Raw genomic sequence first — 24,536 nt, 5'->3', positions numbered from 1 at the left:
TGTATTCCCGGGTTCAAAACCCACTGTATTTTTGGAAAAACTACACATAAGTGGGGGCATATCAAACAATACACATTCACACCCCTACACAAATGTGTAGGAACATGGATTAAAGCAGTTTCAAATACCGGGATACTCCATTGTCATTGCGCTGCTTCTGTTCTCAGCATTTTTAATTATCTTTCATAAAGGAAACTAAACGGCCCCGTAAGGAACCGGAACCTTTATTGTTTTTCTTAGACCAACGATTGTACCCATGAGCATAGATGTTCAGGATTTTTTCAGGCCGATCCGTTTTGACGATGATCTTGCAGACAGAGATTATGAGCAAGTACTTCCCCTGATCAACTTTGCGAAATCGGTAAGCCAGATTACCTACCAAAGCGTTTACCTCGTAGATTATTACAAGAGGGGGTTTATTTATGTATCCGACAATCCGATCTTTCTTTGCGGAAACACCCCCAAACAGGTACAGGAAGACGGGTACCTGTATTACCTGAAACATGTTCCGCAGGAAGACCTGGAGTTACTTTTAAAAGTTAATGAAGCGGGATTTGCTTTTTTTAAAACCCTGCCGCAGGAAGACCGGCTTAAATTTTCCATCTCCTACGATTTTCATCTGAAGCAACCCACCGGCAGCCTGTTGCTGATCAATCATAAATTAAAGCCGCTGCTTTTAGATCAACACGCCAATCCCTGGATCGCGCTTTGCCTGGTATCCCTTTCCTCGCATACAGAATCGGGCCATATCCGGTTTAAAAGTAAAGAATTGAAAAAAAGTTTTGAATTCAATCTTGCAACCAATGAATGGGAAGAAATGCCCAACATCCAGTTGAACAGGCGGGAGCGGGAGATCCTTATTTATTCCGTTCAGGGATTTACCATGGAGCAGATTGCTTCTAAAATTTATGTAAGCATCGATACCGTCAAATTTCATAAAAAGAACCTTTTTGTAAAGCTGGGTGTAAAGAATATTACGGAAGCCACGGCGGTTGCCATTGATCTGGCATTGATTTAAGGCCACCCCTTCCTGGTCACCCCGTTAACGTTTATTGGTTTTCAGATACAACGGTTAACAAACAAAAAGGACTGGCCCATGTAGAAACAGCCTCCTGGTAGATGCCCGTTAATCTCCGGTCCACAGCCGTGCCGCTTATTTTATTTTGTTGATCAATGCCGTTCAACCGTCTTCTAAATCAAAGCCTATAGACAGATGTTCTCCAGTCTTTCGCGATGCCAAGGCTTTATGATCGGAACAAAAAAACATGCGATAAAGGTTAAAAATCCGTTAAGACCAATTGGTAGCAAAACTTTACAGAAGCAACGGCGTTATTCATTACATAATTACAACAATAGAATATTCAGATAAAGATTTTCTCATAAGCAGTTAGTTTTGGTTTAAAGCCGCGCGTTTCAACGTGCGGCTTTTTTCATATGTAATAGTTGCTGCTGATTTTACCATATTGCACATGCGTCTTTGCTCTTTCGCTGTCCACCAAATGATCCTTATCGTCATAAAGTTTCAGCAGACATAAATGGATACCTGCTGCTATGTTAATGCGGAGATTATCAGGTTAGCAGTTTTCATAAAGCGTCAACAGCAATGACGGATTTCTATTTAAAACAACATGCTGTTGATTACTGAACAATAAAAATGTTTATCCGCTTTTAAGCCGCCGGAACTAATTATTTTCTATAATTTGCATCTCCCCAAAAAACAGCTCCATCCATGACGCAGGAATACATCGAAATCCGCGGTGCGCGGGAAAATAATCTGAAAAACGTAGACCTCCGGCTGCCCAAGCGGAAGATCAATATTTTTACAGGCGTATCCGGATCCGGTAAATCGTCCATCGTTTTTGATACCATTGCCACCGAAGCCCAGCGGCAGTTGTATGAGAATTTCAGCATGTTTATCCGAAGCCTGCTTCCCAAATTTCCGCAACCGGATGCGGATGCCATTGAAAAACTGGGAATGGCGGTAGTGGTTGACCAGAAGCGCCTGGGTGGCGGGTCCCATTCCACCATGGGAACCATCACGGATATCTCCCCGGTATTGCGTGTATTATTTTCGCGTGTGGGCAAACCCTGGGTAGGCTACGCCAATGCTTTTTCCTTCAATGATCCGCAGGGCATGTGCCCGGAGTGTAATGGTCGCGGCCGCAAACTGGGCTTTGATGCCTCAAAATTTATAGACCCTTCAAAATCGCTGCGGGAAGGAGCCATACAGGCTCCCGGGCTGGTTTCCTGGGAAAAGGACATGTACACACACAGCGGCTTTTTTGATGTGGATAAAAAACTGGCCGATTACACCAGGGAAGAAATGGACCTGCTGCTGTACAGCGGCCCGCGGAAGTTCAAGATGAAGTTTGGCAACAGCGATATGAATGTAACCTACATGGGGCTGGTTGAGAAATTTGAGCGGGCCTATATCCGGCGCGATATAAAAACGCTTTCCGAGCGTAAACAAAAAACGATCATGCCCTACCTGCAGGAGCAGCGTTGTTCTGCCTGCGGAGGTGCCCGGCTGAACGCAGCGGCGCTTTCCGCGGAGATCAACGGGAAGAACATCGCGGCACTGTCGGCCATGGAAGTAGCAGAACTGATCCCTTTTTTAAAAGCGATCAATGACCCCGTAGCCGCCCCGATGATCCGTACATTAACCGAGCGGCTGCAGCACCTGGTGGATATGGGACTCGGGTACCTGAGCCTGAACCGGGAAACGGATACGCTTTCCGGCGGGGAATCGCAACGGGTCAAAATGGTAAAACACCTGGGCAGCAGTTTGATCGATGTGCTCTATATTTTTGATGAACCCAGCATTGGGCTGCACCCGAGGGATGTATACCGGCTAAACGGCCTGTTGCAAAAACTACGGGATAAGGGCAATACCGTGATTGTTGTAGAACACGATCCGGATGTGATCCGTATTGCGGATCACGTTATAGACGTAGGGCCGAATGCCGGAACAAATGGCGGACAGATCATGTACGCGGGTGCGCTGGAGGGCCTGCTGCATACGGATACGCTTACCGGGAAATACCTGCGGCATAGCCTGCCGCTGAAGACGGACAGCAGAACACCGCGCGGGCAATTACCGGTGATAGGTGCGCGCGTCAATAACCTGCAGGGGGTGGATGTGAACATTCCCGAAGGCGTATTAACCGTTGTGACCGGTGTGGCAGGATCCGGAAAGAGCTCATTGATCCATCATGCATTTCTTAACGCATATCCGCAGGCCGTTGTCATTGATCAATCGGCTGTAGGCACTTCCACCCGCTCTAACCCGGCTACTTATACAGGTACCATGGACCTGATACGGAAGGCATTTGCCGTGGCCAATAATGTAGACGCCTCCCTGTTTTCCTTCAATTCTAAAGGAGCCTGTGAAAATTGCCAGGGAACGGGGGTAATTTACACAGACCTGGCCTTCCTTGAAGGTGTAAAAACGCGTTGCGAGGTATGTGAGGGCCGGCGGTATAAAGAGGAGGTATTGACTTACCGGCTGAACGGCAAATCCATTTCCGATGTGCTGGAAATGACCGTACGTGAAGCCGGCAGCTTTTTTACGGCAAAAGACATCCGCAAAAAGCTGGACACCATGATCGAGGTAGGACTGGAATACCTGACACTGGGCCAGCCCCTGAGCACCTTATCCGGTGGCGAGTGCCAGCGCATTAAGCTGGCCAGCGAATTGCACAAGAAGGGCAGCATCTATGTGATGGATGAGCCTACTACAGGACTGCATCTGTCGGACGTAGGACGTTTAATTGAACTAATGGAAGGATTGGTAAACAAGGGCAATACGGTGATTGTGATTGAGCATAACCTGGAGGTGATAAAAAATGCAGACTGGATCATCGATATGGGACCGGAGGGCGGGCATAAAGGAGGTCAGGTGATTTTTGAAGGCCGGCCGGAAGCCCTCATTGCTTTTCCGGCATCGCATACCGGTGTTTTCTTAAAAGCCGCCATGGAAGCCTGATACAAGCAGCACTTTTCCTTTTACGAAAAGAGAAGATCGAAGTGCTAGCTGCCTGCTGATTGTACAACACTTACTGCGCTGCTTTTTTACGCTGATGATCACTTTTGAAAAATATAAAAGAAGCGCTGCAACACTTGTCGATGGCAGCGAAAAGGATCCCGAAGGTTCGCATATGTACGGGGTTTAATTGAACTTAAAGCTCAAAGCTGCAGCGCAGCGTTGCTATTATTAGCAACGAACACAGGAATGAACAGAGGTGCAGCGCACCGGTAATATACACCGTCGCCCAAAAGATTCCCGCCGCACTGCGCCTTCTTGCTATCTAAAAATCAGATCCTTTGGATCCCAAAGGCCTATTCGTGCCACATTGTATGGCATAAAACTTCTTTTAACCCGACGCATATGCGAAGTTCGGGATAAGCGGAGTGGCGGCGGATGGTTTGGATAAGTGCCAGAGCCGGAAGACCGGAAAAGTGATAATATTCGAAATCATTGTACGGTTTTTCATAAGTTATCTACCTGGCCCGCAGCGTACCTTACAAACGATATTTGACCCCATTTTCTAAATCCTACAATTTCACCAAATGGCACTCAAAAAATTCCTGCTGATATCTATACTGCTCGTTAGCGTTGCTGGTTACACACAACGGGATAAGCTGCATTTTTTAACTATGAAAAATGAAGGAGCCCTAAGGTCCGCAAATCAAAAGATGCTAGCTTCCGGCGATAACACCACCTACGGGTATGAGCTTTACGATTTAGATCATACAACCGGCTCCGTAAGCGGCCCCAATGCCTATAATAAAATACCCGACGATAATGCGGGTGCGTTGGCGCTTGGTGTAAACACGGCTAATTATCTTTATTATATAACCCCAAATGAAACCTATAACGGATTTAATGTTTACTCAACCAACACCAGCGGGGGGTATCAGCCGGGTACCAGCCAGTTGGTTGCTACAGATTTGGGAACCAATGCCTATGACGGTCCGGCAATGGCCGTGGACAGATCTGACAAGGCCTGGTTTCTGACCAATACCCCGGAGTATGACGCAGATTTTAATACCACGGGTTTTATGGTTCAGGCCTATTCATTCCAAACCAACGGAAGCGGAAATGTATCCGGCTTCGCTTCAAATGGGAACATACAGGCCCGCGATCTGCGCTATGCAACGGTACAGGACATTTGTTTCGACAATAACGATAACATGTACCTGTTAGTGGCTAACGGCAGCCCCGCCAGCTGGTATTCCTATGCCACCACTTTAGACGATGTAACGTATTATATCTACAAGCTAACAGCGGCGCAATTAGCGGATCTGGCCACCGGCACAACCGTTAGTATGCAGCGACTCGGGCAAATCACCCGCGCCGACGGAACACCGGTAACCGGGTCTCCCTATGGTGTGCCTTACTACAACTACCCTGCCGGTGAATCCCTGCTTGCAGGATTGGCCTTAACAGCCACCGGTAGGCTTTTGGTACAGGCCACCGAATCTCCGGAAGAACATAGTTTTGGTCAGTATGTTTGGGAACTGGCCCCAAGTGGAAACAACCTGGTTATTACTCATACCAGCACAACTGATCTGCAAACCAATTCAGATAATGACATGTATTCTTTTTACGCCGGGGATTTAGCTACCAATATTTTTGATGTTCCACTACCCGTAAAATTTGGCAACATTGAAGGCCGGCTCATGGGGAGCCAGGTTGAACTGAACTGGATTTCCGAAACAGAAACGGATAATAACTATTTTGAAGTTCAGGCTGCTCGCAATGGAACAGACTTCAATATTATTGGAGACAGAGTATATTCGAAAGCACCTAACGGGACCTCGGGCGCACCGCTGCATTACAATTTCAGCTATACGATAAAGGATCAGCCCGGAATGACCGGGATGTATGGCTGGGGAAGCGGCTTGTTTACTTTACTACTCGCATTTTCATTTTTTGTACCAGGTCAAAAAAAAACCAGTCATATATGGTTCCCCGGTATAGTATTTCTTTTAGCAGGCACAACAGGAATAAGCTGCCAGAAAAAAGCAAACCCCGAAATGGATCAGACTTTTAACAATAAGTATTATATACGGATTGCCCAGGTAGATAAAAATGGAAAGAAAGATTTTTCGAAAGTCATTTCCATACACAATGAAAGTGAGTAACTGCAATAGCCGCCAGCAACTTCATGCTTGCGGCTATTAACAAAAATAAAGCTAAATAAATGCCAAAAATCCGGCTTGAGGATATCCAGGTGCTGTGCTATGTATGTTGGTTATGCATGGCGCTTCTCAATCACTCCTGTCACAAAAAAAATGCAGTCAAAAAGCAGGAAGTGTTCAAGAGCAATGGGCTTTGTTTACAAATACGAAATCCGGCAGTGTTGGATACACTTTCACGCCGCAGGCTGGTGGCTACTTTTTTTGACCGGTACCCCAAATTTCGCGAACAGTTCAACCCCAATGCGCCCGATACGATCACTGTAGTTGTTATAAGCGACACCGGAGCACCAGGCCCGGGCAGCTCCACCCGCGCCAGGATTGATCTGTATTCCGGTTATCTGCGTTATCATCCGGAGCAATTACAGGAAACGTTCTGTCATGAACTGATGCACCAGGTACTGCTTTACCATAACAATGTTGAAAAATGGCTTATTGAAGGGATCGCCGATTACGGGAATTATTACTACGGCGCAACCTCCCTGGCCTGGCGCAGCGACAGTTTCAATCATACGCCCCGTAGCGACGTATACTGGTATAGCGGGTACCAGCATACAGCAAAATTCCTGATCTGGCTGGATACGCAGTATCCTGGTTTCACCCGCTCGCTTCACAAAGCCTGCTTATCCGGCACTTATAAAAAACAGACTTACTTCGCCGATCATACCAACAAAACAATTGAACAATTATGGACCCTATATAGTAAAAACAATACTCACAGGATAGCCTCCGATTGAATAATCCGGCTATCCTATTTCAACAGTCTTTTTAATCATAGAACGTTCACCGTCATGAAAGCCTGGTGCATTCGTTTATAAGCATAAAGATCCATAGAAATAGGTGCAAGTCGCAACCATGCAACCGCCACAGTTCTCAAATTCAAAAACATGGAGACGATCACACAGGACAAGATGCTTTTTGCTATAGACCTTCAACAAAAAACGGTGCATAAATAACGAGGGTTTCTAAAGTTGGCCTTCCTTATATTTGTAATCAGACAACAGAACTAATGGAACATTATTTTGAACTACCTGTAACGTACAAGAATGAAGCACTGCTGTTTAATGGCCGGCTGGTAACCTTTGCCTATGATTATACGTTTTATGTTAAAGTAAACGGCCGGGAAGTGATCTTTGAACGGGATGATGCAGGAAACCTCCGGGCCATAACACCAATGGCAGAAACGGTACCCGCAACAGAAACGGAGCTGATCGCACATATCGGTGAGGTATTGAAACATATACAGGCGGTGCGGCAATAACCCTTCCGGTCATCCGGCGAATCATCAATGCTCCCCGTACTGTTACTATTGTACACAAAGGAAATGCTTTTAAAACAGGGAGCCTATAGTCACTTTAAACAAATAAGCTCCAACAAAAATATGGATCTAATTGCAGCAAAGCCTATTCTGCAAATAACCGCCGGTAATCGAATGACATTTCTAAATATTGAGTGGCGAACTATTTGTAATCCTTTTTAGTCACGCAATTGATATTTGTCAATGATCGCCTTCCGTTGATCGTGAAACCAGGTTACCCCAAATTTTTTATCAAGAGCAGCTATTCTGCCAGCAATAGCAGGTGTGGCAGGAGTCAGATTGCCTTTTACCATGTCAGGAATAATCTTATGGAATAATTCCTCCAGATAATCTTCAAAATTCTGATTGAAAAAACAATCAATAAATCTTAAGGGCTTATCCGAGGCATTCCAAAAAGAATGGACAATGCGGCTTGGCCGAAAGTTCCATCCGCCAGCTTCCACCTCGTATATCTTTTCTCCTATAAGTACGGTGGCTGTACCCTCCAGAACATACATTAACTCATCTAAATCTTTGTGCAGGTGAGGTGATGGACCCATTTGCTTTGGGGCCAGGGAAACCTCAACATTTGAAAACTGCTTATGCGTCTTATTGCCCTGTATAATGGTGCGAATGTCTACGTTACCGGCACCTGGTTTAAGCGCCTCCCGCGGCGGAACGTAAAAGGGCGCCAGGGGCGTTTGAGGGTCACTGTTTTGTGCAGATATAAAGCCAGGAAGGTTTAACATTGAAAAACCTGCTGCACCTGCGGAAAGAAAGGTTCTACGTTTCATACTATAACTTTTTAGGTAGTAAATAAGCTGTTTACAAACAAACTTACTTACATCTGTTTAAGCTATAGTGGTAAAAAAGTGACATTTCAGGTGATATATGAAAAACCGAAGCTGCGTTCAGGAGCATCTAATTCCAATTTGTATTTCACGGCGCAAAAAATCCAGACTTTATTTACATTTCAACATCGCCAAAGAAACGCTCAGGAGCTTTTGTTTCAAGGGAAAGAAAATCATTTGGAGTAAGGCCGGTAAAATCTTTATATTCTTTTGAGAGATGCTGATAATCATAATAACCGCAATGCACAGCAATTGTCAGCCAGTCTTTATAGACATACCGGTTCTTCATCCGGAAAGCCTGATCGAACCGGGCTATGCGTCCGTATAATTTGGGATTAATTCCCATCCACTCCCTGAATTTACGATCAAATTGCCGCCGGCAAAGACAAGCTTCTTTCATAAAATAATCAATGGGCGCCTTATTCTCAGCGTCGAGCATTTGTTGTGCGATCTCGCTTACTATATGAGTTTGCTGTTTTGACCTGTTAACAAGCGTCAGCAGGTATTTTTCAATAATGACAAGCATTTCCTTATAAGATACGGCATCATGTAACTGTTCGTTGATCAGAACGATCTCTTTTTGTAAAATATCTTTTGCGTCAAAATAATGGTTTATCAACTCACTTGCAGGCACGCCCGTTAAACGATATAACATGCCCGGTTTAAACACAACCAGCACAGTAAGAAAATTTTTACCAATATGTCTGTAGTTTACCTGTGTATGCTGGCCGGTAATCACGCAACCGGATTTAACTTTAAAATCAACGGTATGGTTGTAAGAAACACTTTCTAAATCCCGTGGAAAGAATTGCAGACATTCCTGGGGTCTGGGGGGATAGGCTTTATAAGGAGGGGTTTCTTCCGATGAAAATACAAATTCTGCAATCCTGTAACAACTGATAAAATCAGCCAACGCAGGCGATGGTTTTATATTTTCCAGGAGCATACGACGCTGTTTTCTCAAAATTAAGAAAAGATCTTTTTGGCAAGTGGTAGAAAACAGACTTTTCAAATTGTATGCCATTAAAAAGACCGCTTTGGCGAGTCTTTTTAGTCGATTGACAATCAAACACCCATAACAGGAACAATACTACAACCAACAAAACATTGATTATTCATAATTTATGATGATACTTTTGCCAGGTCCTTTCGCTTCAACTGGTTCTCGTACATTTTGAGCTGTAAAATGCCCTGCAGACTTTCTGGTATGGGAGAACATAGTGCTGTTCTTCATAAATCCGAACAGTTTCTGTATATTCATCCAGCAGTTTGCTCTCCTTTTGGGTAAGCGCATCAAAGCCACCTTTTGCAGTAGCTTTTGCCAGCAGCTTTTCCATTTCAGCTTCCGCCTTATTGTCTATGGGTGCCCACGAACCGGATATACAGGGCACGCCGGCCAAAGTGGATCATGGCTACTAACCGGTATTTATTGCCGCCAATATTGAATACAAACCGGTCATTACCCACGAGGCATCCACGCTGTTAAAGCTTTTCTAACATCCGAAAAGCCGCTCCAATCACTATTCAGCACTTCATAATACCATTTTAGCAGGGGTTCCTTTCAGGCTGCCCAAGCATTTTGGATGTTTTAGAATGATCTTGTTTGCTATTTCAAAATAGTGCCTGGCTTTTGCATACACGTCTTTATTATTATCAGTCACTCCAATCGCCACCCGCTATTTCGTATACATTCGGGCAACGGTCCCTTTACCCACCGCTGGTCTGCCTAAGCTTCATGTGCATAGTCCTGAAGATATGTATAATGTGCTCCAAGGCTGCCATTTGTTGCGATGGTAGCCCGGTTCAGCACCGGGTTACCGTTGCCGGTAAGGTCGTCCAGTACAAATTTGATCAGCTGTTCGCCAAAATAGCGGCTGGCATCGCGGGGCAATTCATTGGGAAGATTGCCTACAGCCATGATATCGATCGAGGTCTTTAAATAGGGAGCGGTGCGGGCGCCGGTTTCCCGGTCGATGCCATAGACGGGATCATCGATGGTCTGTGTTTTTTTATTAATGGGCACAGATCCGTTTTCATCATCCGAAACATCGGCGATGGTTTCAATAATGAAGTCTTCTTTCTGAATATCCGCTGCTTCAAACAAGCGGGGCACGCCTTCATACCAGTAAACCCCGTTTAGTAGAATATCCGTCTGCCGGGTATAGGGGGCAAACCGGCTGATGTATTGCTGCGGATGTTCGTGAAAATCCAGCCGGTTATACCTTCCAGTGGCAGCTTGCTCATAAAGATCGTACCCTTTTAACTGCGTATATACCGGGTAGTTAAAACGCCGTTCCAGGTATTCGTCCGGTTCTACTTCGTGCACGCCCATCAGGTTCATGATCTCCAGCAGGCCATGCGCCACCCGGCCGCTGCCGGTAATGGCAATTTTCAGGTTGGGCAGCCGCAACCCGAAATAGGTATGGATGAGTTCTTTGAAGTTTTTTTGTTTGTATACCCGGTCCAGCTTAAAAAGCCCTGTACGGTTGCCATAGGCCATCAGCCCGTTATGCGCTCCTACGATGCCCGCAAAAAAGCCAAAGCCGATGATCCGCTTTCCGTCTTCATGTTCCAGGCATTCGTAATCGATCAGGGTGATCTTCTTTTCCAGTATGGCCTGCAGCAGCCTTTGGTTATGGGGCTGTTTTTTCTTGGTATGGGAAAAAAAAAGATAGGTTTTGCCGGGGATCAGATCGGTTACCGGAACCTCTTTAATGCCCAGCAGGATATCGCAGCCGGACAGGTCTTCGCTGATCTCAATCCCTGCCCGTTCATACTCTTCATCCTTATAACAACGAAGGGGTGCCGGTTGCACCACAAACAGGAGATTGGAGCGGTGCGCCTGCAGCCATTTGCATTGAGCCGGGGTGAGTGCCACCCGGCTGTCTGTAGGAATTTTGCCCTCCCGTACCAATCCTATTTTTATCGGTTTCATGGCTATCCCGTTTTCCGGTTAAACAATACAGCAATTTAATTGTAATTTTATTGACCGGTTATGAAAGTACTGAATAAAATATTATCCATTCTGCGCAATATCCTGCTCCCAAAGAAAAGTTGTTGTAAATAACACCGGGCAGCGGCAAAAAATATGTTGCGGCAAATGCGGTGTTTTCCACCGAAAGGTTGTAATATTGCACCCCGTTCGCCTGTTTGGCCATACGGATGGATCTTTTGACATTGTTGAAGTACTTGCCCAGATGGCGGAATTGGTAGACGCGCTAGACTCAAAATCTTGTTTCCGCAAGGGAGTGCAGGTTCGATTCCTGTTCTGGGCACAATACCCCTCTTTTTGAGGGGTTTTTTTATGCCCTAAAATGCAGTGCTGCCGGGCATTACAGCTGATTTTAGCGATTTTTGTTTCCTTTCAAAATACTTTGATTTGACAAATTTTTGTTCCGCCTGTGTTCCATGCACGGAACATCGTATTTATATTTTTCATACCTTGGACGTGAAAATCCGGTAAAAGGAAACCAAAATACAATGAGTGTAACGCTACGAAAACGAAAAAATGCAGATGGGTCAATATCATTGAGGCTCGATATCTATAACAATGGTCAACGTTCGTATGAACTTCTTTCGCACCTGAGGCTGGAAAAGCCCAGCACGCCGATTGCCCGGGAGAACAATAAAGACCTGATGAAACAGGCCGAGGCGATCAGGGTGGCCCGGGCGGCAGAATTGGAGGCCGGGGGCTATAACCTGGTATCGGACGCCGGGAAAAGAACAGTTGTTATTGTCTGGCTTAAAGCGTACGCAGAGAACTATAAGAAAAAGGATGTGCGCAACGTTGCTGGGGTTATAAACCGTTTTGATGAGTTTTTAAGGGAGGAAAGGAAATTGCAGATTACCTTCCCGCAGCTTACCCCGGCGCTTATAGAGAGCTTCATTGACTTTTTAAATCACCATCACAAGGGGGAAGGGCCCGGGTCCTACTATGCCCGTTTTAAAAGGGCTATAAAGGCGGCATATAAAAAAAGACTGATAAAAGAAAACCCTCTAGATTTTGTCGAGAAGAAGCCTTTCGGTAAGGCTGCTGAAAAAGAGGTTTTAATAGCTGACGAATTAAAGATCCTGGCAGGGACACCGATACAAAACCCGCAAATAAGGGCCGCCGCTTTATTTAGTGCGGTAACCGGATTGGCCTGGATTGATGTTAAGGGTCTGAAGTGGCACAATATTGATCTTAAGAACCGGAATATTCGCAGGTATGCTCGAACTAAAACAAGAGAATCGATAACAGTAGCTTTAAACGACACTGCAATAAAATTGATGGGTGAGCCCGGGGCTCCTAACGATCTTGTATTTGAGTTGCCCACCGCCAACGGAGCTAACAAGACCCTGCAAGCATGGGTAGATCGAGCGAAGATTGAGAAAAAAATAACCTGGCATAACTTAAGGCACAGCGCGGGGACCAATCTGGCCCTGTCTGGTACAGATGTTCTGGGAATCTCAAAGGTACTCGCTCAGGCAAGTGTGAAACATGCGCAGCGATACATACACGCAGCCGAACAAATGAAACGCCGAGAGACTGATAAATTGAATATTGAACTATGAGTATAAGATGGCAGAATGAATTCTTAAGGGTTATATTAAGAACGTATACAGAAAATCCAATAAGGGTAAAAGAGGCATTGGAAGATCACCGTTTGATTTTTGAAAACAGTGGTCAAATTGAGGGACTTGCGTTTATTAAAATAGCGCAACTTGTAGTGGACCGTTTTGCTGAAAAACAACTGAGATCCCGTAGTAGATCTTTGGCTAAAATAGGGGGAACCATAGAAGCTGCAAAAATTGTAGAACTCGCTTATGCAATGCTTGCAGCAGGTGAAATAACGGAGGATGAATGTGTGGAAATGCTTGTAGGTGTTGTAACGCCTCAAATGATACAGGCATTAGAAAGAACGCGAAGCCCTTTGGAAATGCCACAAGATGTGACTGGGCTCGAATTAATAATTCCCATCAAACAGTCGCAGTATATTGCAGCAGAGGAAAAATTTTTTTTCGAACGGAGCCAGAGATCCGATGGACAAATACCTGACATAAGACTTGCTGCATTTATTGAGTACGCCTTTGCTAATGAATATTTTTTACCATCAAAAAAAAGAATAAAAGATTGTCAAACAGTAGCTGAGCGTCGGTATGCAAAAGATATTAGAAATTCACTCGCGAAAACAAAAGAAGATGCTCGTCGCAAACACTGTAGCAACAAGGTAGACGGTTTTCCTCCTATAAAAAACTATTTTTCGGATTAGGTGTACCGTACATGTACCTTGTTTTTTTATTGGCCCCAAACCTTTGACTGTACTTCGTTTCATGGGAAATGTATTGCTTGTACCCCTTCTGCAAGCATTTGAATTGTTGTTGACCTTCACACTACTTTTACATCGTTATCAATAGCGCTATTGTTTTTTTAAAAATAATAATTTTTTGAACGATGGACTTACACACTAGAGTGCTTAGAAAGGAGCACATTTTGGAGATGACCGGATTTGAGGAATCCTATTTCGACAAATTAAACGCAGCGGGAATGATCCCGGGTTGTAGCAAGCCGACCGGAAAAACATGCTTTTATGATAGGCAGATAATAGAAGATTGGCTATTATCTAAGCCAAAGCGAACCTTGAGCTCAAATCAGTGTGCGGCCGCAAATTACATTTCATCCAAATAGAAATCGCTTCATCTTATGAAGAAGAAAATAAAGCGGTAATGATATTGAGGACGTTTCTATCATCAAAAGGAAAAGAACCGTCAAGCGCACCCCGCGGCATTTGTCTTTCATACACAGAACCGTTACGAGAATAAATCTAAGAGACTTTTCATGACAAAATCGAAAAAAATATCAATACACCCCGGAATGAGTTTAAACAACTTGTTTAAAGCAAACAGTCTTGCCGGAAAACTGGACGCGGCACTCGTTATACCCGGCGTTGTGCCGCCCCAACCACAAGCGGTAATAGCTGTTAATGATGTAGGGGGAATAACGCCCATGCTCACTCGCGGCAGCATTAGCCTTGTCAAGGGCGCAGCAAAAGCAGGTAAGAGCGGCGGCGCTATTATCCTTTGTGCTACCGTGCTAAAAGGCTCTCTGATGGCTAATGATGATATCGGATACAGTTTGCAATGCGATAGCCCCGGCGCTGTCATATACGCTGACTGTGAGCAAGGAGCCTACTATGCAGCGTTAACGGCGCAGAGAATCAGCCGCATTACTCCCGACTGTACCGGCCTTAAATACTATGACCTGCGACAGTTTAGTGCTGCAGAACGCCTGCAAATGATTGAAGCGGCCATCGCAGCGGAAAGCAATGTAGCGTTGGTTGTTGTGGATGGCCTGCGAGACGTGCTGTTAGATTTTAACGATCCGAAAGAAAGCGCCACAACTGTAAACAAACTAATGGCATTAAGCGTACAGCATGGCTGCCATATCAATCTGGTGTTGCACACCAACAAAGCGGACGGTAACGCCCGTGGACATGCGGGAGCCGAAGTAACCAACAAAGCGGAAACAGTTTTGCAGATTGCTGCCGGTGAGGACGTAACAACGGTGTCACCCGAGTTTACCCGCGGTCCCAGCTTCACCGGTTTTGCATTTGACCGGGACGCAGAGGGCGTGCCCCGGCTTTTAATCAAAAAAAATAAAAAAATGAAAAAAACAGAAGCGCAGGACGGCCTGCATGAGGATGTCTGCGCCTCCATATTTGACCAGCATACAGAGTGCAGTTATGCGGACCTAGTCCTGCATATTAAGGCTGCATTAGGCGTCGGGGGCAACAAGGCCAAAGCCCTGATAAAAGAGTGGAAGGCGCAGCTGATAATATACGACAATGACAGCACCGTTAACCAAACTAAACGGTACTATTACAATGATCTTTAGTCTTATTCTGCCCGGGGGCGTTGGTTTAACAATTCGATGGTCTAAACCAACAAACCAACGAAAGGTTAAACCTACAAATCCGTTAGTTTATTGGTTTAACCCCCTATATATAGGGGGTAACCTAAACCAACGGAATTAAACCAAGCCCTGCAACTCGTTAGTTTATAAAAAATATGCAAGTCTCATTATTTACCAAGGTGGACCTATCCGGCAAACCGAAAAGCACGGTAGAGCTGTTCGACTGGTTGGGCAAAACAGCCCCAACAAATACAACAAAAGAAACCGCCCCGGCCATTACGCCGTGCGGGTTATTTAGCGGGGCGCGGAAGCGGGAAAATCTTGTAAAGCATTCCGGCTACGCCTTCATCGATATAGATGCGAAAGACAACAGACATATTCCCAACTTCGCCGGGGTGAAACCCGAACTGTGTAAGCTGCCCGAGGTAGCCTACTGCGCTACTTCGTTTAGTGGGACCGGTTACCACATGCTGGTCCGTATAGGCCACGCCGGCAAACATGCTGAACACTACCGGGCGCTAATGCAGGCGTTCAAGTCCATCGGCCTGAACTGCGATCACTCCTGCAGCGACGTCACCCGCCTTAAAATAATGAGCAGAGACCTCGAGCCGTACATAAACGAAAATGCAAGGCCTTTTAACGGCGCGGCAGACAAAGCGCCTGTGAGGGCTAAATATGCTGCCCCGGTCGATGTGGAAGCGAACCTACATACGGCCAATGCCATTTTATCGGCAGTAGAAGCCTTGAATTTCGATTTTGCGCCCGAGTACAAAGATTATATCAAAACGGCCTTCGCGTTGGCTCACGGACTTAACGAAGCGGGAAGAGATCTATTCCACCGAGCCTGTCAATATTCTCCTAAATATGACCCCGATCATGCGGACCGACAGTTTGATGACGCCCTGGCCAATGGCCGCGGCGATGTAACATTTGCATCATTCGTTGCAACCGGGCAACCCCTTTTAGATTTTAAACCTTAAACCTTTATAACATGACCACAAAAACCAACGCCCCTAAAGTAGGCAAAAATGGAGGTCGGACGCCCGGGAGCGGTCGAGCTAAAGGCACGCCGAATAAAGCCACCGTCGACCTCCGCGAATTTGTAACGAGTTTCATAGCGGCAAATGCAACAAACCTGCAGAAGGAGTTCAACAAAATGTCCCCAGCGCAGAAGTTCGCTGCTTTCGAGAAACTGTTAAGCTACGCACTACCCAAACCGCAACAGATGGAGCTCCATACCAGCCTAGATAAGATCAGCGACAGCCAAATAGATGCCCTTTTTTTAAAAATTGTAAATCAATAAAATATGTTACGCTTTATTGAAACTACCGAAGACAAAAGGCAACTGATTCAAGATATTTCAAAAAACAAAGTGTTGCTAAACGACATTCAAAAGTTCAAAGGCACAACGGTTGAAGATTTTATCAGCGCCATGGAGCACGAATCAACGATTTACCTGATAAGCGTGAAAGCCTTGACTGATGAACAACTGCTATTTGTAATAAGAGAAACGCTTACTTACCTGCAACCAGATTAACAAAGTAAAAATATTCATTAACCCCAAAATGTATTACATGAATCCTAAAAAGGTTCTCCTGAAAATAGATATGCAGGTTGAAAGAGAAGACCCGCAAACTTTTGAAATAGGTGGCACTTTAGAAAGTCTGCCAGGTAAAGTGAAATTTTTTTATAAAAAACTCGAAGCAGAATTTAAGTATCAGCGCCTATGTCAGCCCAAAAAATATTATTCACAAGCAATTGAAAAAGTACAAAACGGAAACAATTTTAGCAGCGCTCGGAAAAATGCAAAGCGACTTAGACACCAGATTTAACACTCTTTCCGGCGAATCAATATAAAGCTGAATTTAAACACTTTTTTGAAATGATTAAGCCATTTCGAAAGGGGCCACCTTTTTTAACAACAGCCCTGCTTTTATTTTCGGCTTCATTGTTGTACTTTTGGTCCAACATAATTAGCGTTAGCTTTTCGGAAAGGAAAACTGGTAACTTTCAAATGAACCGAAAAATAGCTGAACGCTCACGTCACGGCGTGGGCTTTAGTTATTTGGGTTCAGGTATACCAGTACCTCCTTTCCGGTAGCTATATGTCCCACGCTTATTTTATTTAAACTTATTGCTTCGGGACTTGGCAATACCTAAATATTCAGTTTGTGAGAAAACTATTCTTTTTAGCATTGGTTGCCTGTTTCTTTTATTCGTGTTCTAAGAGCGATTCGCGACCAGACCAGACAGACGCAAAACAAAAATTTGATATAACATCTGTATTAAGTCCTGACAGCGTTGCTATAAAACAAACATTCGATGCTGATGTTTCAACAAGCGTACAGGGGCAATACTCATACAAACATAAGTTGTCAATAGACGGCCAAGTTGTGGCAACTAAAGAAGGCAATATTAGCAAGATGACATTTGAAACAACTGGATTTAAAGAGGGCGTTTACAAACTCGAAGTTTCGGCAAAAAATAACGACGGTACTATAAAAGTATCATCCAAAAATATAACAATACTTAAACCGATTTTTGGAGTTGCGATTTTTGGAAATACAAAGCAAAAGGTAGTGGAAGCCGAAAAAGGTATTAACGCCAGGGACCCGTATAATGTATTAATTGGACTTGAATCAAAATTAAATAGCACTGCGGGAGTTGAAAAGGTAATGTTTAAGTACGGTCAAACATCTGCACTCGATGTTTACTATTTTAAGGATAATAAATTCATAGGTGCGGAGTCATATCCCCCATTCCTAAGCAACGGGAATTATTACGCAACTTATTACGGAATCAAGCAGAATTTTGATGAACTTTTTAACGTAACTGGAATTGTGGATAGCGAAAAGTTCTCTTATTTTACAAAGACCAAGCTAGATGACCTACTAAACAAACACGATTATGCAACAATTAGCACATATGTCTCTAATGGCCAATACTCAGTTTCTCATAAATGGGATAATGGAAAAATGTATGCTGATTCATACATAAAGATAGGATACCAAAATGCAGTTATAGCGCATTCCGAAATAGCGCTAAAGTAGTAATCCCACCATATTCAAAAAAGCAAGAGCAAGTTGAAAATTAAAACATGGGAAATCAAATTGTATAATCACCGGCATGAGAGAAGTAATATGGGTTGTGATTTTCTATCATTTTCAAAGTATCGGTCTTACGGATTTCCGTAAATCGGCAATCAAACGAGGTTTTATTTTTGCGTTCGGTGTGATTTTTTGTTTTAAACACATCTAAACTAAAGTTATGAGAAGGGTGGTTCTGTTAGCTGTGATTATTCTGTCTATTGCTCTACTAACGCTAAAGACAATAAAGGGAGGCGTTCCATTGAACCAAGAGGTTCTATTTCAAGACCACAAAACGGTCTATTATGAGGCGAAATACGTTTCGAAGCTAGTCCCATTTAATACCTTGATCGGATTGCTTGACCAGGCCAGTGTGTCTGCTAGTAAGGCATTGAACATGTTGGGTTATTTTCGCTCAAAATCGGACACATCGACGGAGGGCCCTTATTTCGACTCAACTTTAATTGCAAGGAATCCCGAAAAACTGACTATCGGAGTCGGCCTTGGTCACTATTATTTAATTAAGATGCCCTGTATACGTATGTTCAGGGATGCATCTAACTTCGATATGATATATTATTCATTTCCCATTGCGCATTTGGCGAATTTCAAGAAATCTCTATTAAGTCATAAGGATATTGCCCAGAAATCTCAGGAGGTGCTATATTATGAAAATAAAAACCTGTACTACGTGAACGAAAGTTTCTCTATACCAGATTATTTGCAAAAGCATTATGACATATCAATTAATTATACAGATTCTTTTGCAACAGCTGTCGTATATGTATTTAAATAACACTCAGAATTTGCATTTATGAAAAAGATACTGATTGTCATGATGGTTATGCCTTTATTATGCTTTTCTCAAAAAAAGAATGATTCACTGGTTACATCGATTGGCTGGGTAATTCGTCAGGGAGATTACATTCAGCTAAGGAATGGGACTATGGATAATGGTCGATTTAAATTTATTCAATCTCCGGAAGCTGTTGGGGGATCATCAGCCTTATCACATCTACCTAATAAATTTGGGAATAAAAAGTATAAAGTAACTAAAATCAAAATATTTAGGGGATCTCAGATTCCGGTTATATCCATAGGAAAGATTATGGGATTTGAAAATAGATTCGATGTTGAAATTGAGGGGGCCATCTCTAGCGGTGAAATCATCGTTCCCGAGGAATACAGGAAATCGCAATCGGCCACTGGCCCTTCCAAGGCTGACGAACTGGCGAAATTGAAGAAACTACTGGACGATGGTGTTCTGACAAAGGAAGAGTTCGAAAAGGAAAAGAAGAAACTACTGGATAATTAATACCCCCGATGGGATTTATCACTGGGTAATATTGGTCTCATGATACTCTGCTTTTGTTATTATTTTACTTCCATTACTTTCTTCATTTCATCCAGCATTGAAATTCTTACTTCAATAATCAGCTCGCACAGATCTCCGGCATACAGCATTTTGAGATTTTCCTTCACAAATACAGGTGCATTGTTTTGGGTAGTGCTGGCATTGAGTTGCAATACTACCGGCGGCGGATTATCTTCGTAAAAATGAGATAGAATATCAACACGGGCTTTTTGTCCAGGGGTAAGTTCCATGCGCGCAAGGTATCACTTTCCTTTTATGTATTTCACCAGCTGTACAGCTATTTCTGGAAAGCGCCCTTTGTCCGTCGCGAACACCCATTCTCCATTAGGTAAGCGCCATAGGTCCCCCAGCAGAGTACCAGGAAAAACCACATTTCCCATTTCTAAACATCCGAAGCGCATAGCGATTGGATCCGGCACCTAAAACCTCGCTCATCTCCGTCATATACGCCTTATCCTGATAGACGAATCCCACTGCCTTATCCTTCATAGGGTAAAAATACTAATAAGTTTAGCATTTCAAAACATTGGCGATTTGATTTAATATTTTGGTTTATTATAAAAAAAAATATATTACAGTATAATTATTAGATTTTCCACGGCCGGCGGTATCTACCCTGGCCTACTTTAAAACCAAGCTTATGAATATCGAAAAAGAAATAGCATTTCTGCAGATGCGCATGTACATGATGGAGGCGATCCAGGCAATGCATATGGACGAAATGGAAAAGCTGAAGGCAGCCGCTGAAAATATCAGCATTGAGGAGTCCCGGAAGTATTATGAAGACCTGCGGGACAAGATTGTGTCTGACGCCGAATTACGCTTTTCCTGGTTGAATAAGGGAAATTAGAATCCTGTTCACTACCTCCCACGCCCTATCCTCATCTTCCTGCCGGACCGCTATCTGCCAATCTATTCCGGAACGAACTAGGAATAATTCAAAGCCTCCCAGCTGCAGGGCTTTCTTTACCTGCTCTAATGTCTCCATCTCCCGCCGGGTAATGTATACCGTGCTCAGCCTTACCATACCGCAATGTACATACCCATGGCTGATGATTTTTACGGTAATCCGGAACTATTTGAAAAGAGCGATTATAGCCAAGATAATCGCGACAATTAACGGTGCAGTTGCGGTCCGGTACCGTCTGGTATCAGTTTTCATTTTCTGAACTTCCCGCTTTTCCGCCCGGACCTCTCGTTCTACCATTATCCGCACTATTATGGTTATCCCAGTACTCCTGCGCCTTGTCCTTAGCTTCACCTAAACTATCTGTCTTGATTTTATCTTCGTCGTAATTATTTGCTCGGTCAACAATTTTTAATCCATCTACTTCTGCTAAAAATAAAAAGTTTCCGGCTTCAGCTTGCCACCGGTCGCCAGGTGTCATAGGTACTGCACTCCAAAATAAGCGTATATCATCATCTTCTTCTTCTATTTTCAACTCCAGGTCAAGTAGGGTTTTATACTGGTCCTTAATAAATCTAAACTCTGGATGGGTATTACCCTTTTTTATAACAAAATAAATAACGCCATCGTAGCTTTTTATAAATATAGCGCCTTTTACTTCCATGCTTTCTTTCAACTTGGTAAAATATTCTGCTTTAGTCATGTAGCAATTTTTTACTTCAATTTATGGTTTTACTTAGATTTGAGGAAATATACAAATAATTTATGCCAAATCTACATCAATCATTTTCTGAGCTAAAATTAACTGCTACATATTTGTGTGAATCGATTTCCAGAACAGAATCTCTTATGGGAAGCAACAATCATTGTTGGAATAACTTTTTAATACACTTGCAGCTTATATGGAAAAAATTGTATTACGGCGTAGAAGACATAAAGGAAAGAGCGTATCCTTTCTTGGGTAATAAAGCCAAAGAAATAAAACAATCTCCATTATTAAATTACTTCATTAAAGCGCGAAATGCGTCGGAACATTCCTGTAAACCACTCATTGGGTCAATTCCAGTGCATGAACGACATCGATTAGTGGCACTTATGGAGTATGTTCCTGTCGGTGGAAACCAAATTGAAATAATGCCAATTCGTGGCCAACTATCAAGACTGATTGCACTACCAATTATAGACCGAGACGGCATACACAACCCGCCAATTCACTTCAATGGACAAAGATTGAGCAAAGAAGATGACCCTATTGAAATGGGAATTATTGCTATTACATATTACTTTGGTTTGTTAAAAGAATTTGACTTAAAATTCAATAATAAAATACTGTTAAATGACTTATCAAAATTCTTTTCAGTCTATAATTTTGCCAAGCTGATATCTGAGAACAAGCAAACTTTTTATATTGGAACATCCGAACTCCCCAATGTGCTTCAACTTAAAACTACACCCCTGTTAGCTAATCCTATTAGAAGTGATTTATCATTTATCGATGCCAATGGGAATGTTATAGAATCACACGGCCAAACGTTCAAGTAACTCTAAAATACTAGCTTCCTCTTAGCCAGGACGGTAGGTGCCGGTTCTTAACTAAAGCCATTTTCCATAAAAAGATCTTAGTCGAAGCTCTCACATTCAGAGAATATAACATCATTGATAGTCTCGTCGCTGGCCTGAGAGAAAAATATAAATTTATTGATGGCCTCCGAATGTTCTATTTCGCCATCGACGTTTCTATCAAGCTTAACAATAACCCTGTATCCTGAATCTTCTTTAAAAATATCGATTCGGAAGTTCAGACCCTTTTTTGAGGTATACTTTATCGGTTTCCTTTGAATCAATGACATAAGCAACATGTTTTTTTAAAGATAGCAAAAAATACTCGCATAAGCCCCCTGTCTAAGTACCTCTTACGCGCGGGCGCGGGGGAGTGGAGAATCTAGGATCGAGATTGCCTAAAATTCAGGAAATAAGCAAAACTTAAAAAAATGGTAGAATCGGTTGTACATATCGTCGGCGTCAAAGTAAAGGACCGGATACTTGTTAATCGCGACCAGTTGTGTCAGGTTCTTGGGATTCAGAGCAACACTCTTACCAACCGGTTGAAATACATGCGCGATGCAAAGGTAGAGACCAGATTGGGTGTAACAATGTGCGATCTGGAACGTGCGCTTTCAATTAAAGTACTACCAAAATAAGAGTAACGCGTAACAACAGAGCAAGGACTGTTGATATAGGAATTTCGCACAGCTTTATATTACTGTTTTCCGTTAATAATAAACAAACAAAATATTAAATTTGCTACAGGAATGAAGTATCATTTACTCAAAACTCACTATTATGAAGTCCGTTATACCCGTTTTCATTCTACTTTTAATAACTCTTTCTTCAGCGGGCCAATTAAACGACAATTCACGACTTTTGAAAGAAAAGTATCCGGAGTTATATTCATATTTAAATGCAAAGGCATCTAAAAAGTGGAATGATGACTACGAGATGATAATCTACGATTTAAATACCCAGTCTGATGCGTGGAAAGGTATGGTTCTTCATAGTGATCTGTATACAAATAGAAATATTTTTTTGTCTGTGTTAAAAAAATGGACAGACAATTCTTGTAGTGGGTGCAAATTGTACAATAATAAACTATTTGAAAAAGCAAATGCTAATATCAAAACAGGAAATTGGAGTATAATACTTTATGGAGTCAAAGGTGATTGGCAGATGATAAAATATGAGTATGAAAATCAAGTAAAAGCCAAGGAAGACTTGGACTTGGCAAATGAAGATGAATATACCAAATTGAGAAGAAATATTTTCGATCAAAATGTTTCTAAATACGATATTTCATCGGATGAGTTCAAGAAAATCATAGAAACACAATTTAAGGCATCTGAATGGGTCATTGACAATAGAAAGCAGATAATAAATAATTGGAAGCCGTTTTTAGATATCATTATCAAAAACCTCGACATGGATTATAAGGAGTACAATTTAACAGTGCTAAATGTAGCCGCTAAGAAGACCACCAAATACGATTGCTTTTATCAATTATTAAGATGCAAAGCAGACTGGGTGTCAATAAAAAATAATTTTATTGAATCATTAAAGAAAACAGCCAAATGAAGAAAATTATAGTATCTTTTTTAGTTATAGGTTGCCTCTCTTGCACGAACGCGACACAAAACAAAGCACTACGCCTGTCATCTGTGTTGGGCAACAAGGAATATCCTGAATTAGATACTATGGTTTGGAGGGGAAATGAACCTATCGATAAAGCGCTATTTGCACAGACCAAGCGATTTCTCGACACTTCCGAAGTGTTTATAAAGGCCGGATTTGAAAAAACAAAGAATCGAAAAAGCTCACAGAAGGAGGTAGCCAGGTTAATGGATAGTGTATTTAAATATACTGGCATAATGCAAGGAATTGACTCTATTGTCTTTAAAGACTACCGAAAGGCAAGATTAGAAGAACTGCTAAACTGGATGGTTCAAAACGGATATACTGGCAAATAAAAGTCTAGGAGGGCAGTAAAAATTATTTTCCAGAGTGTTTAATGGATGATTGGTCGGGTTTGTTTTTTTACTAGCTTTATTGTCAGAATACCAAGATGATTTGCTTCAAAATGATATATTATGAGCTTAACCTTGTTTTTGTTGATAATTGGATGTGTTATATTGGCTCTTATTGTCTCTTCAATAAGACAAAAAGTGAAAGAGGATCAAGAAAAGCGACGATTGCAGGAAGAAAGGCAGCAATTGGCGGAAGAGCTAAGACGGGCTTACGATGAAGCTCTACGCTCCGGTAATAAAATGGACGCCCTTGCTGCAGGTAGAGCTTACTATTCTCATTTGCGAGACGGGCAGCTTACGTTATTCGATGAGCAGGCAATCGCTAATGATTTAAGTGCAATGAGTTAAA

General features: G+C 42.9%; 25 protein-coding genes and 1 tRNA gene. 20 read left to right on the top strand and 6 right to left on the bottom strand.

From position 1 onward, the window contains the following. Positions 1-256 precede the first annotated feature (256 nt). The 5 genes from Q1V85_RS03190 (at position 257) to Q1V85_RS03170 (ending at position 7,462) form a co-directional block, all read left to right on the top strand. A complete protein-coding gene (locus tag Q1V85_RS03190) occupies positions 257-1,018 on the top strand; it encodes a helix-turn-helix transcriptional regulator (RefSeq protein ID WP_300597383.1) in 762 nt (253 codons plus the stop codon). Between the two features lie 711 nt (positions 1,019-1,729). After that, positions 1,730-3,985, top strand: a complete 2,256-nt coding sequence (locus Q1V85_RS03185; RefSeq protein ID WP_300597381.1) for an excinuclease ABC subunit UvrA — start codon at positions 1,730-1,732, stop codon at positions 3,983-3,985. 671 nt (positions 3,986-4,656) lie between these two features. Continuing rightward, positions 4,657-6,147, top strand: a complete 1,491-nt coding sequence (locus Q1V85_RS03180; RefSeq protein WP_300597379.1) for a hypothetical protein — start codon at positions 4,657-4,659, stop codon at positions 6,145-6,147. A gap of 218 nt (positions 6,148-6,365) precedes the next feature. After that, the gene (locus Q1V85_RS03175) at positions 6,366-6,938 is read left to right on the top strand and encodes a basic secretory protein-like protein (RefSeq protein WP_300597377.1); all 573 of its coding nucleotides are present in this window, start codon (positions 6,366-6,368) and stop codon (positions 6,936-6,938) included. Between the two features lie 272 nt (positions 6,939-7,210). Then, entirely contained in the window at positions 7,211-7,462 is a 252-nt protein-coding gene (locus Q1V85_RS03170) for a hypothetical protein (protein ID WP_300597375.1), read from the top strand. A 215-nt stretch (positions 7,463-7,677) separates the two neighbouring features. Here the strand turns inward: Q1V85_RS03170 and Q1V85_RS03165 are convergent, their stop codons facing one another. The 4 genes from Q1V85_RS03165 to Q1V85_RS03155 all read right to left on the bottom strand — a co-directional run bounded on the left by Q1V85_RS03165 (position 7,678) and on the right by Q1V85_RS03155 (position 11,284). Further along, a complete protein-coding gene (locus tag Q1V85_RS03165) occupies positions 7,678-8,292 on the bottom strand; it encodes a cupin domain-containing protein (protein ID WP_300597373.1) in 615 nt (204 codons plus the stop codon). A gap of 172 nt (positions 8,293-8,464) precedes the next feature. Beyond that, a complete protein-coding gene (locus Q1V85_RS03160) occupies positions 8,465-9,295 on the bottom strand; it encodes a helix-turn-helix domain-containing protein (protein WP_300597371.1) in 831 nt (276 codons plus the stop codon). 404 nt (positions 9,296-9,699) lie between these two features. Next, on the bottom strand, positions 9,700-9,816 hold the full coding sequence (locus Q1V85_RS25150; RefSeq protein WP_366913997.1) for a type II toxin-antitoxin system HigB family toxin: 117 nt from the start codon (positions 9,814-9,816) through the stop codon (positions 9,700-9,702). Between the two features lie 259 nt (positions 9,817-10,075). Beyond that, positions 10,076-11,284 (bottom strand): NAD(P)-dependent oxidoreductase, encoded by a 1,209-nt coding sequence (locus Q1V85_RS03155; protein WP_300597369.1) that lies wholly within the window; start codon positions 11,282-11,284, stop codon positions 10,076-10,078. A 256-nt stretch (positions 11,285-11,540) separates the two neighbouring features. On the opposite strand from Q1V85_RS03155, the gene Q1V85_RS03150 reads away from it, so the two are divergent. From Q1V85_RS03150 to Q1V85_RS03105, 10 genes are all read left to right on the top strand, one after another. Beyond that, positions 11,541-11,624, top strand: a tRNA-Leu gene (locus Q1V85_RS03150). A gap of 205 nt (positions 11,625-11,829) precedes the next feature. Beyond that, positions 11,830-12,903, top strand: coding sequence for a site-specific integrase (locus tag Q1V85_RS03145; RefSeq protein WP_300597367.1), 1,074 nt, complete (start codon positions 11,830-11,832; stop codon positions 12,901-12,903). Continuing rightward, positions 12,900-13,601, top strand: a complete 702-nt coding sequence (locus Q1V85_RS03140; RefSeq protein WP_300597365.1) for a hypothetical protein — start codon at positions 12,900-12,902, stop codon at positions 13,599-13,601. Before Q1V85_RS03145 ends, Q1V85_RS03140 begins: the two co-directional genes overlap by 4 nt. Positions 13,602-14,167: 566 nt before the next feature. Continuing rightward, positions 14,168-15,223 carry an AAA family ATPase gene (locus tag Q1V85_RS03135; RefSeq protein WP_300597363.1) on the top strand — a complete coding sequence of 352 codons (1,056 nt, stop codon included), beginning with the start codon at positions 14,168-14,170 and terminating at the stop codon, positions 15,221-15,223. 173 nt (positions 15,224-15,396) lie between these two features. Beyond that, complete coding sequence (locus tag Q1V85_RS03130) at positions 15,397-16,221, top strand: BT4734/BF3469 family protein (RefSeq protein WP_300597361.1); 825 nt, start codon at positions 15,397-15,399, stop codon at positions 16,219-16,221. Positions 16,222-16,232: 11 nt separating this feature from the next. Continuing rightward, positions 16,233-16,544 carry a hypothetical protein gene (locus Q1V85_RS03125; RefSeq protein WP_300597359.1) on the top strand — a complete coding sequence of 104 codons (312 nt, stop codon included), beginning with the start codon at positions 16,233-16,235 and terminating at the stop codon, positions 16,542-16,544. Between the two features lie 3 nt (positions 16,545-16,547). Further along, positions 16,548-16,778, top strand: coding sequence for a hypothetical protein (locus Q1V85_RS03120; protein ID WP_300597357.1), 231 nt, complete (start codon positions 16,548-16,550; stop codon positions 16,776-16,778). A gap of 37 nt (positions 16,779-16,815) precedes the next feature. After that, complete coding sequence (locus tag Q1V85_RS03115; RefSeq protein WP_300597355.1) at positions 16,816-17,073, top strand: hypothetical protein; 258 nt, start codon at positions 16,816-16,818, stop codon at positions 17,071-17,073. 339 nt (positions 17,074-17,412) lie between these two features. After that, entirely contained in the window at positions 17,413-18,291 is an 879-nt protein-coding gene (locus tag Q1V85_RS03110) for a hypothetical protein (RefSeq protein WP_300597353.1), read from the top strand. Positions 18,292-19,141: 850 nt separating this feature from the next. Beyond that, positions 19,142-19,642, top strand: coding sequence for an SHOCT domain-containing protein (locus tag Q1V85_RS03105; RefSeq protein ID WP_300597351.1), 501 nt, complete (start codon positions 19,142-19,144; stop codon positions 19,640-19,642). Positions 19,643-19,701: 59 nt separating this feature from the next. Here Q1V85_RS03105 and Q1V85_RS03100 read toward each other — a convergent pair whose 3' ends face one another. Then, complete coding sequence (locus Q1V85_RS03100; protein WP_300597349.1) at positions 19,702-19,932, bottom strand: hypothetical protein; 231 nt, start codon at positions 19,930-19,932, stop codon at positions 19,702-19,704. Positions 19,933-20,342: 410 nt separating this feature from the next. On the opposite strand from Q1V85_RS03100, the gene Q1V85_RS03095 reads away from it, so the two are divergent. Next, positions 20,343-20,552, top strand: coding sequence for a hypothetical protein (locus Q1V85_RS03095; protein ID WP_300597347.1), 210 nt, complete (start codon positions 20,343-20,345; stop codon positions 20,550-20,552). Positions 20,553-20,853: 301 nt separating this feature from the next. Here Q1V85_RS03095 and Q1V85_RS03090 read toward each other — a convergent pair whose 3' ends face one another. Beyond that, entirely contained in the window at positions 20,854-21,312 is a 459-nt protein-coding gene (locus Q1V85_RS03090) for a hypothetical protein (RefSeq protein ID WP_300597345.1), read from the bottom strand. A gap of 62 nt (positions 21,313-21,374) precedes the next feature. On the opposite strand from Q1V85_RS03090, the gene Q1V85_RS03085 reads away from it, so the two are divergent. The 4 genes from Q1V85_RS03085 to Q1V85_RS03070 all read left to right on the top strand — a co-directional run bounded on the left by Q1V85_RS03085 (position 21,375) and on the right by Q1V85_RS03070 (position 24,535). Beyond that, positions 21,375-22,151, top strand: coding sequence for a hypothetical protein (locus Q1V85_RS03085; protein WP_300597343.1), 777 nt, complete (start codon positions 21,375-21,377; stop codon positions 22,149-22,151). Positions 22,152-22,952: 801 nt separating this feature from the next. Further along, positions 22,953-23,738: a hypothetical protein gene (locus Q1V85_RS03080; protein WP_300597341.1), complete on the top strand. Its 786-nt coding sequence runs from the start codon at positions 22,953-22,955 to the stop codon at positions 23,736-23,738. After that, positions 23,735-24,130: a hypothetical protein gene (locus tag Q1V85_RS03075; protein ID WP_300597339.1), complete on the top strand. Its 396-nt coding sequence runs from the start codon at positions 23,735-23,737 to the stop codon at positions 24,128-24,130. Before Q1V85_RS03080 ends, Q1V85_RS03075 begins: the two co-directional genes overlap by 4 nt. 120 nt (positions 24,131-24,250) lie before the next feature. After that, positions 24,251-24,535: a hypothetical protein gene (locus Q1V85_RS03070; RefSeq protein ID WP_300597338.1), complete on the top strand. Its 285-nt coding sequence runs from the start codon at positions 24,251-24,253 to the stop codon at positions 24,533-24,535. The last annotated feature ends 1 nt before the right edge of the window (position 24,536 follow it).

The sequence above is a fragment of the Niabella sp. genome (assembly GCF_030150205.1).
Classification (GTDB): domain Bacteria; phylum Bacteroidota; class Bacteroidia; order Chitinophagales; family Chitinophagaceae; genus Niabella.
This window is presented reverse-complemented; position numbering and strand designations above follow the sequence as displayed.

Coding starts and splice junctions, on each gene's coding strand:
- Q1V85_RS03185 (WP_300597381.1), top strand. CDS start 1,730: ATGACGCAGGAATACATCGAAATCCGCGGTGCGCGGGAAAATAATCTG.
- Q1V85_RS03145 (WP_300597367.1), top strand. CDS start 11,830: ATGAGTGTAACGCTACGAAAACGAAAAAATGCAGATGGGTCAATATCA.
- Q1V85_RS03120 (WP_300597357.1), top strand. CDS start 16,548: ATGTTACGCTTTATTGAAACTACCGAAGACAAAAGGCAACTGATTCAA.
- Q1V85_RS03135 (WP_300597363.1), top strand. CDS start 14,168: ATGACAAAATCGAAAAAAATATCAATACACCCCGGAATGAGTTTAAAC.
- Q1V85_RS03095 (WP_300597347.1), top strand. CDS start 20,343: ATGAATATCGAAAAAGAAATAGCATTTCTGCAGATGCGCATGTACATG.
- Q1V85_RS03115 (WP_300597355.1), top strand. CDS start 16,816: ATGAATCCTAAAAAGGTTCTCCTGAAAATAGATATGCAGGTTGAAAGA.
- Q1V85_RS03160 (WP_300597371.1), bottom strand. CDS start 9,295: ATGCTCCTGGAAAATATAAAACCATCGCCTGCGTTGGCTGATTTTATC.
- Q1V85_RS03090 (WP_300597345.1), bottom strand. CDS start 21,312: ATGACTAAAGCAGAATATTTTACCAAGTTGAAAGAAAGCATGGAAGTA.
- Q1V85_RS03165 (WP_300597373.1), bottom strand. CDS start 8,292: ATGAAACGTAGAACCTTTCTTTCCGCAGGTGCAGCAGGTTTTTCAATG.
- Q1V85_RS03105 (WP_300597351.1), top strand. CDS start 19,142: ATGAAAAAGATACTGATTGTCATGATGGTTATGCCTTTATTATGCTTT.
- Q1V85_RS03130 (WP_300597361.1), top strand. CDS start 15,397: ATGCAAGTCTCATTATTTACCAAGGTGGACCTATCCGGCAAACCGAAA.
- Q1V85_RS03140 (WP_300597365.1), top strand. CDS start 12,900: ATGAGTATAAGATGGCAGAATGAATTCTTAAGGGTTATATTAAGAACG.
- Q1V85_RS03170 (WP_300597375.1), top strand. CDS start 7,211: ATGGAACATTATTTTGAACTACCTGTAACGTACAAGAATGAAGCACTG.
- Q1V85_RS03190 (WP_300597383.1), top strand. CDS start 257: ATGAGCATAGATGTTCAGGATTTTTTCAGGCCGATCCGTTTTGACGAT.
- Q1V85_RS03075 (WP_300597339.1), top strand. CDS start 23,735: ATGAAGAAAATTATAGTATCTTTTTTAGTTATAGGTTGCCTCTCTTGC.
- Q1V85_RS03070 (WP_300597338.1), top strand. CDS start 24,251: ATGAGCTTAACCTTGTTTTTGTTGATAATTGGATGTGTTATATTGGCT.
- Q1V85_RS03125 (WP_300597359.1), top strand. CDS start 16,233: ATGACCACAAAAACCAACGCCCCTAAAGTAGGCAAAAATGGAGGTCGG.
- Q1V85_RS03180 (WP_300597379.1), top strand. CDS start 4,657: ATGAAAAATGAAGGAGCCCTAAGGTCCGCAAATCAAAAGATGCTAGCT.
- Q1V85_RS03155 (WP_300597369.1), bottom strand. CDS start 11,284: ATGAAACCGATAAAAATAGGATTGGTACGGGAGGGCAAAATTCCTACA.
- Q1V85_RS03080 (WP_300597341.1), top strand. CDS start 22,953: ATGAAGTCCGTTATACCCGTTTTCATTCTACTTTTAATAACTCTTTCT.
- Q1V85_RS03100 (WP_300597349.1), bottom strand. CDS start 19,932: ATGGAACTTACCCCTGGACAAAAAGCCCGTGTTGATATTCTATCTCAT.
- Q1V85_RS03085 (WP_300597343.1), top strand. CDS start 21,375: ATGCCAAATCTACATCAATCATTTTCTGAGCTAAAATTAACTGCTACA.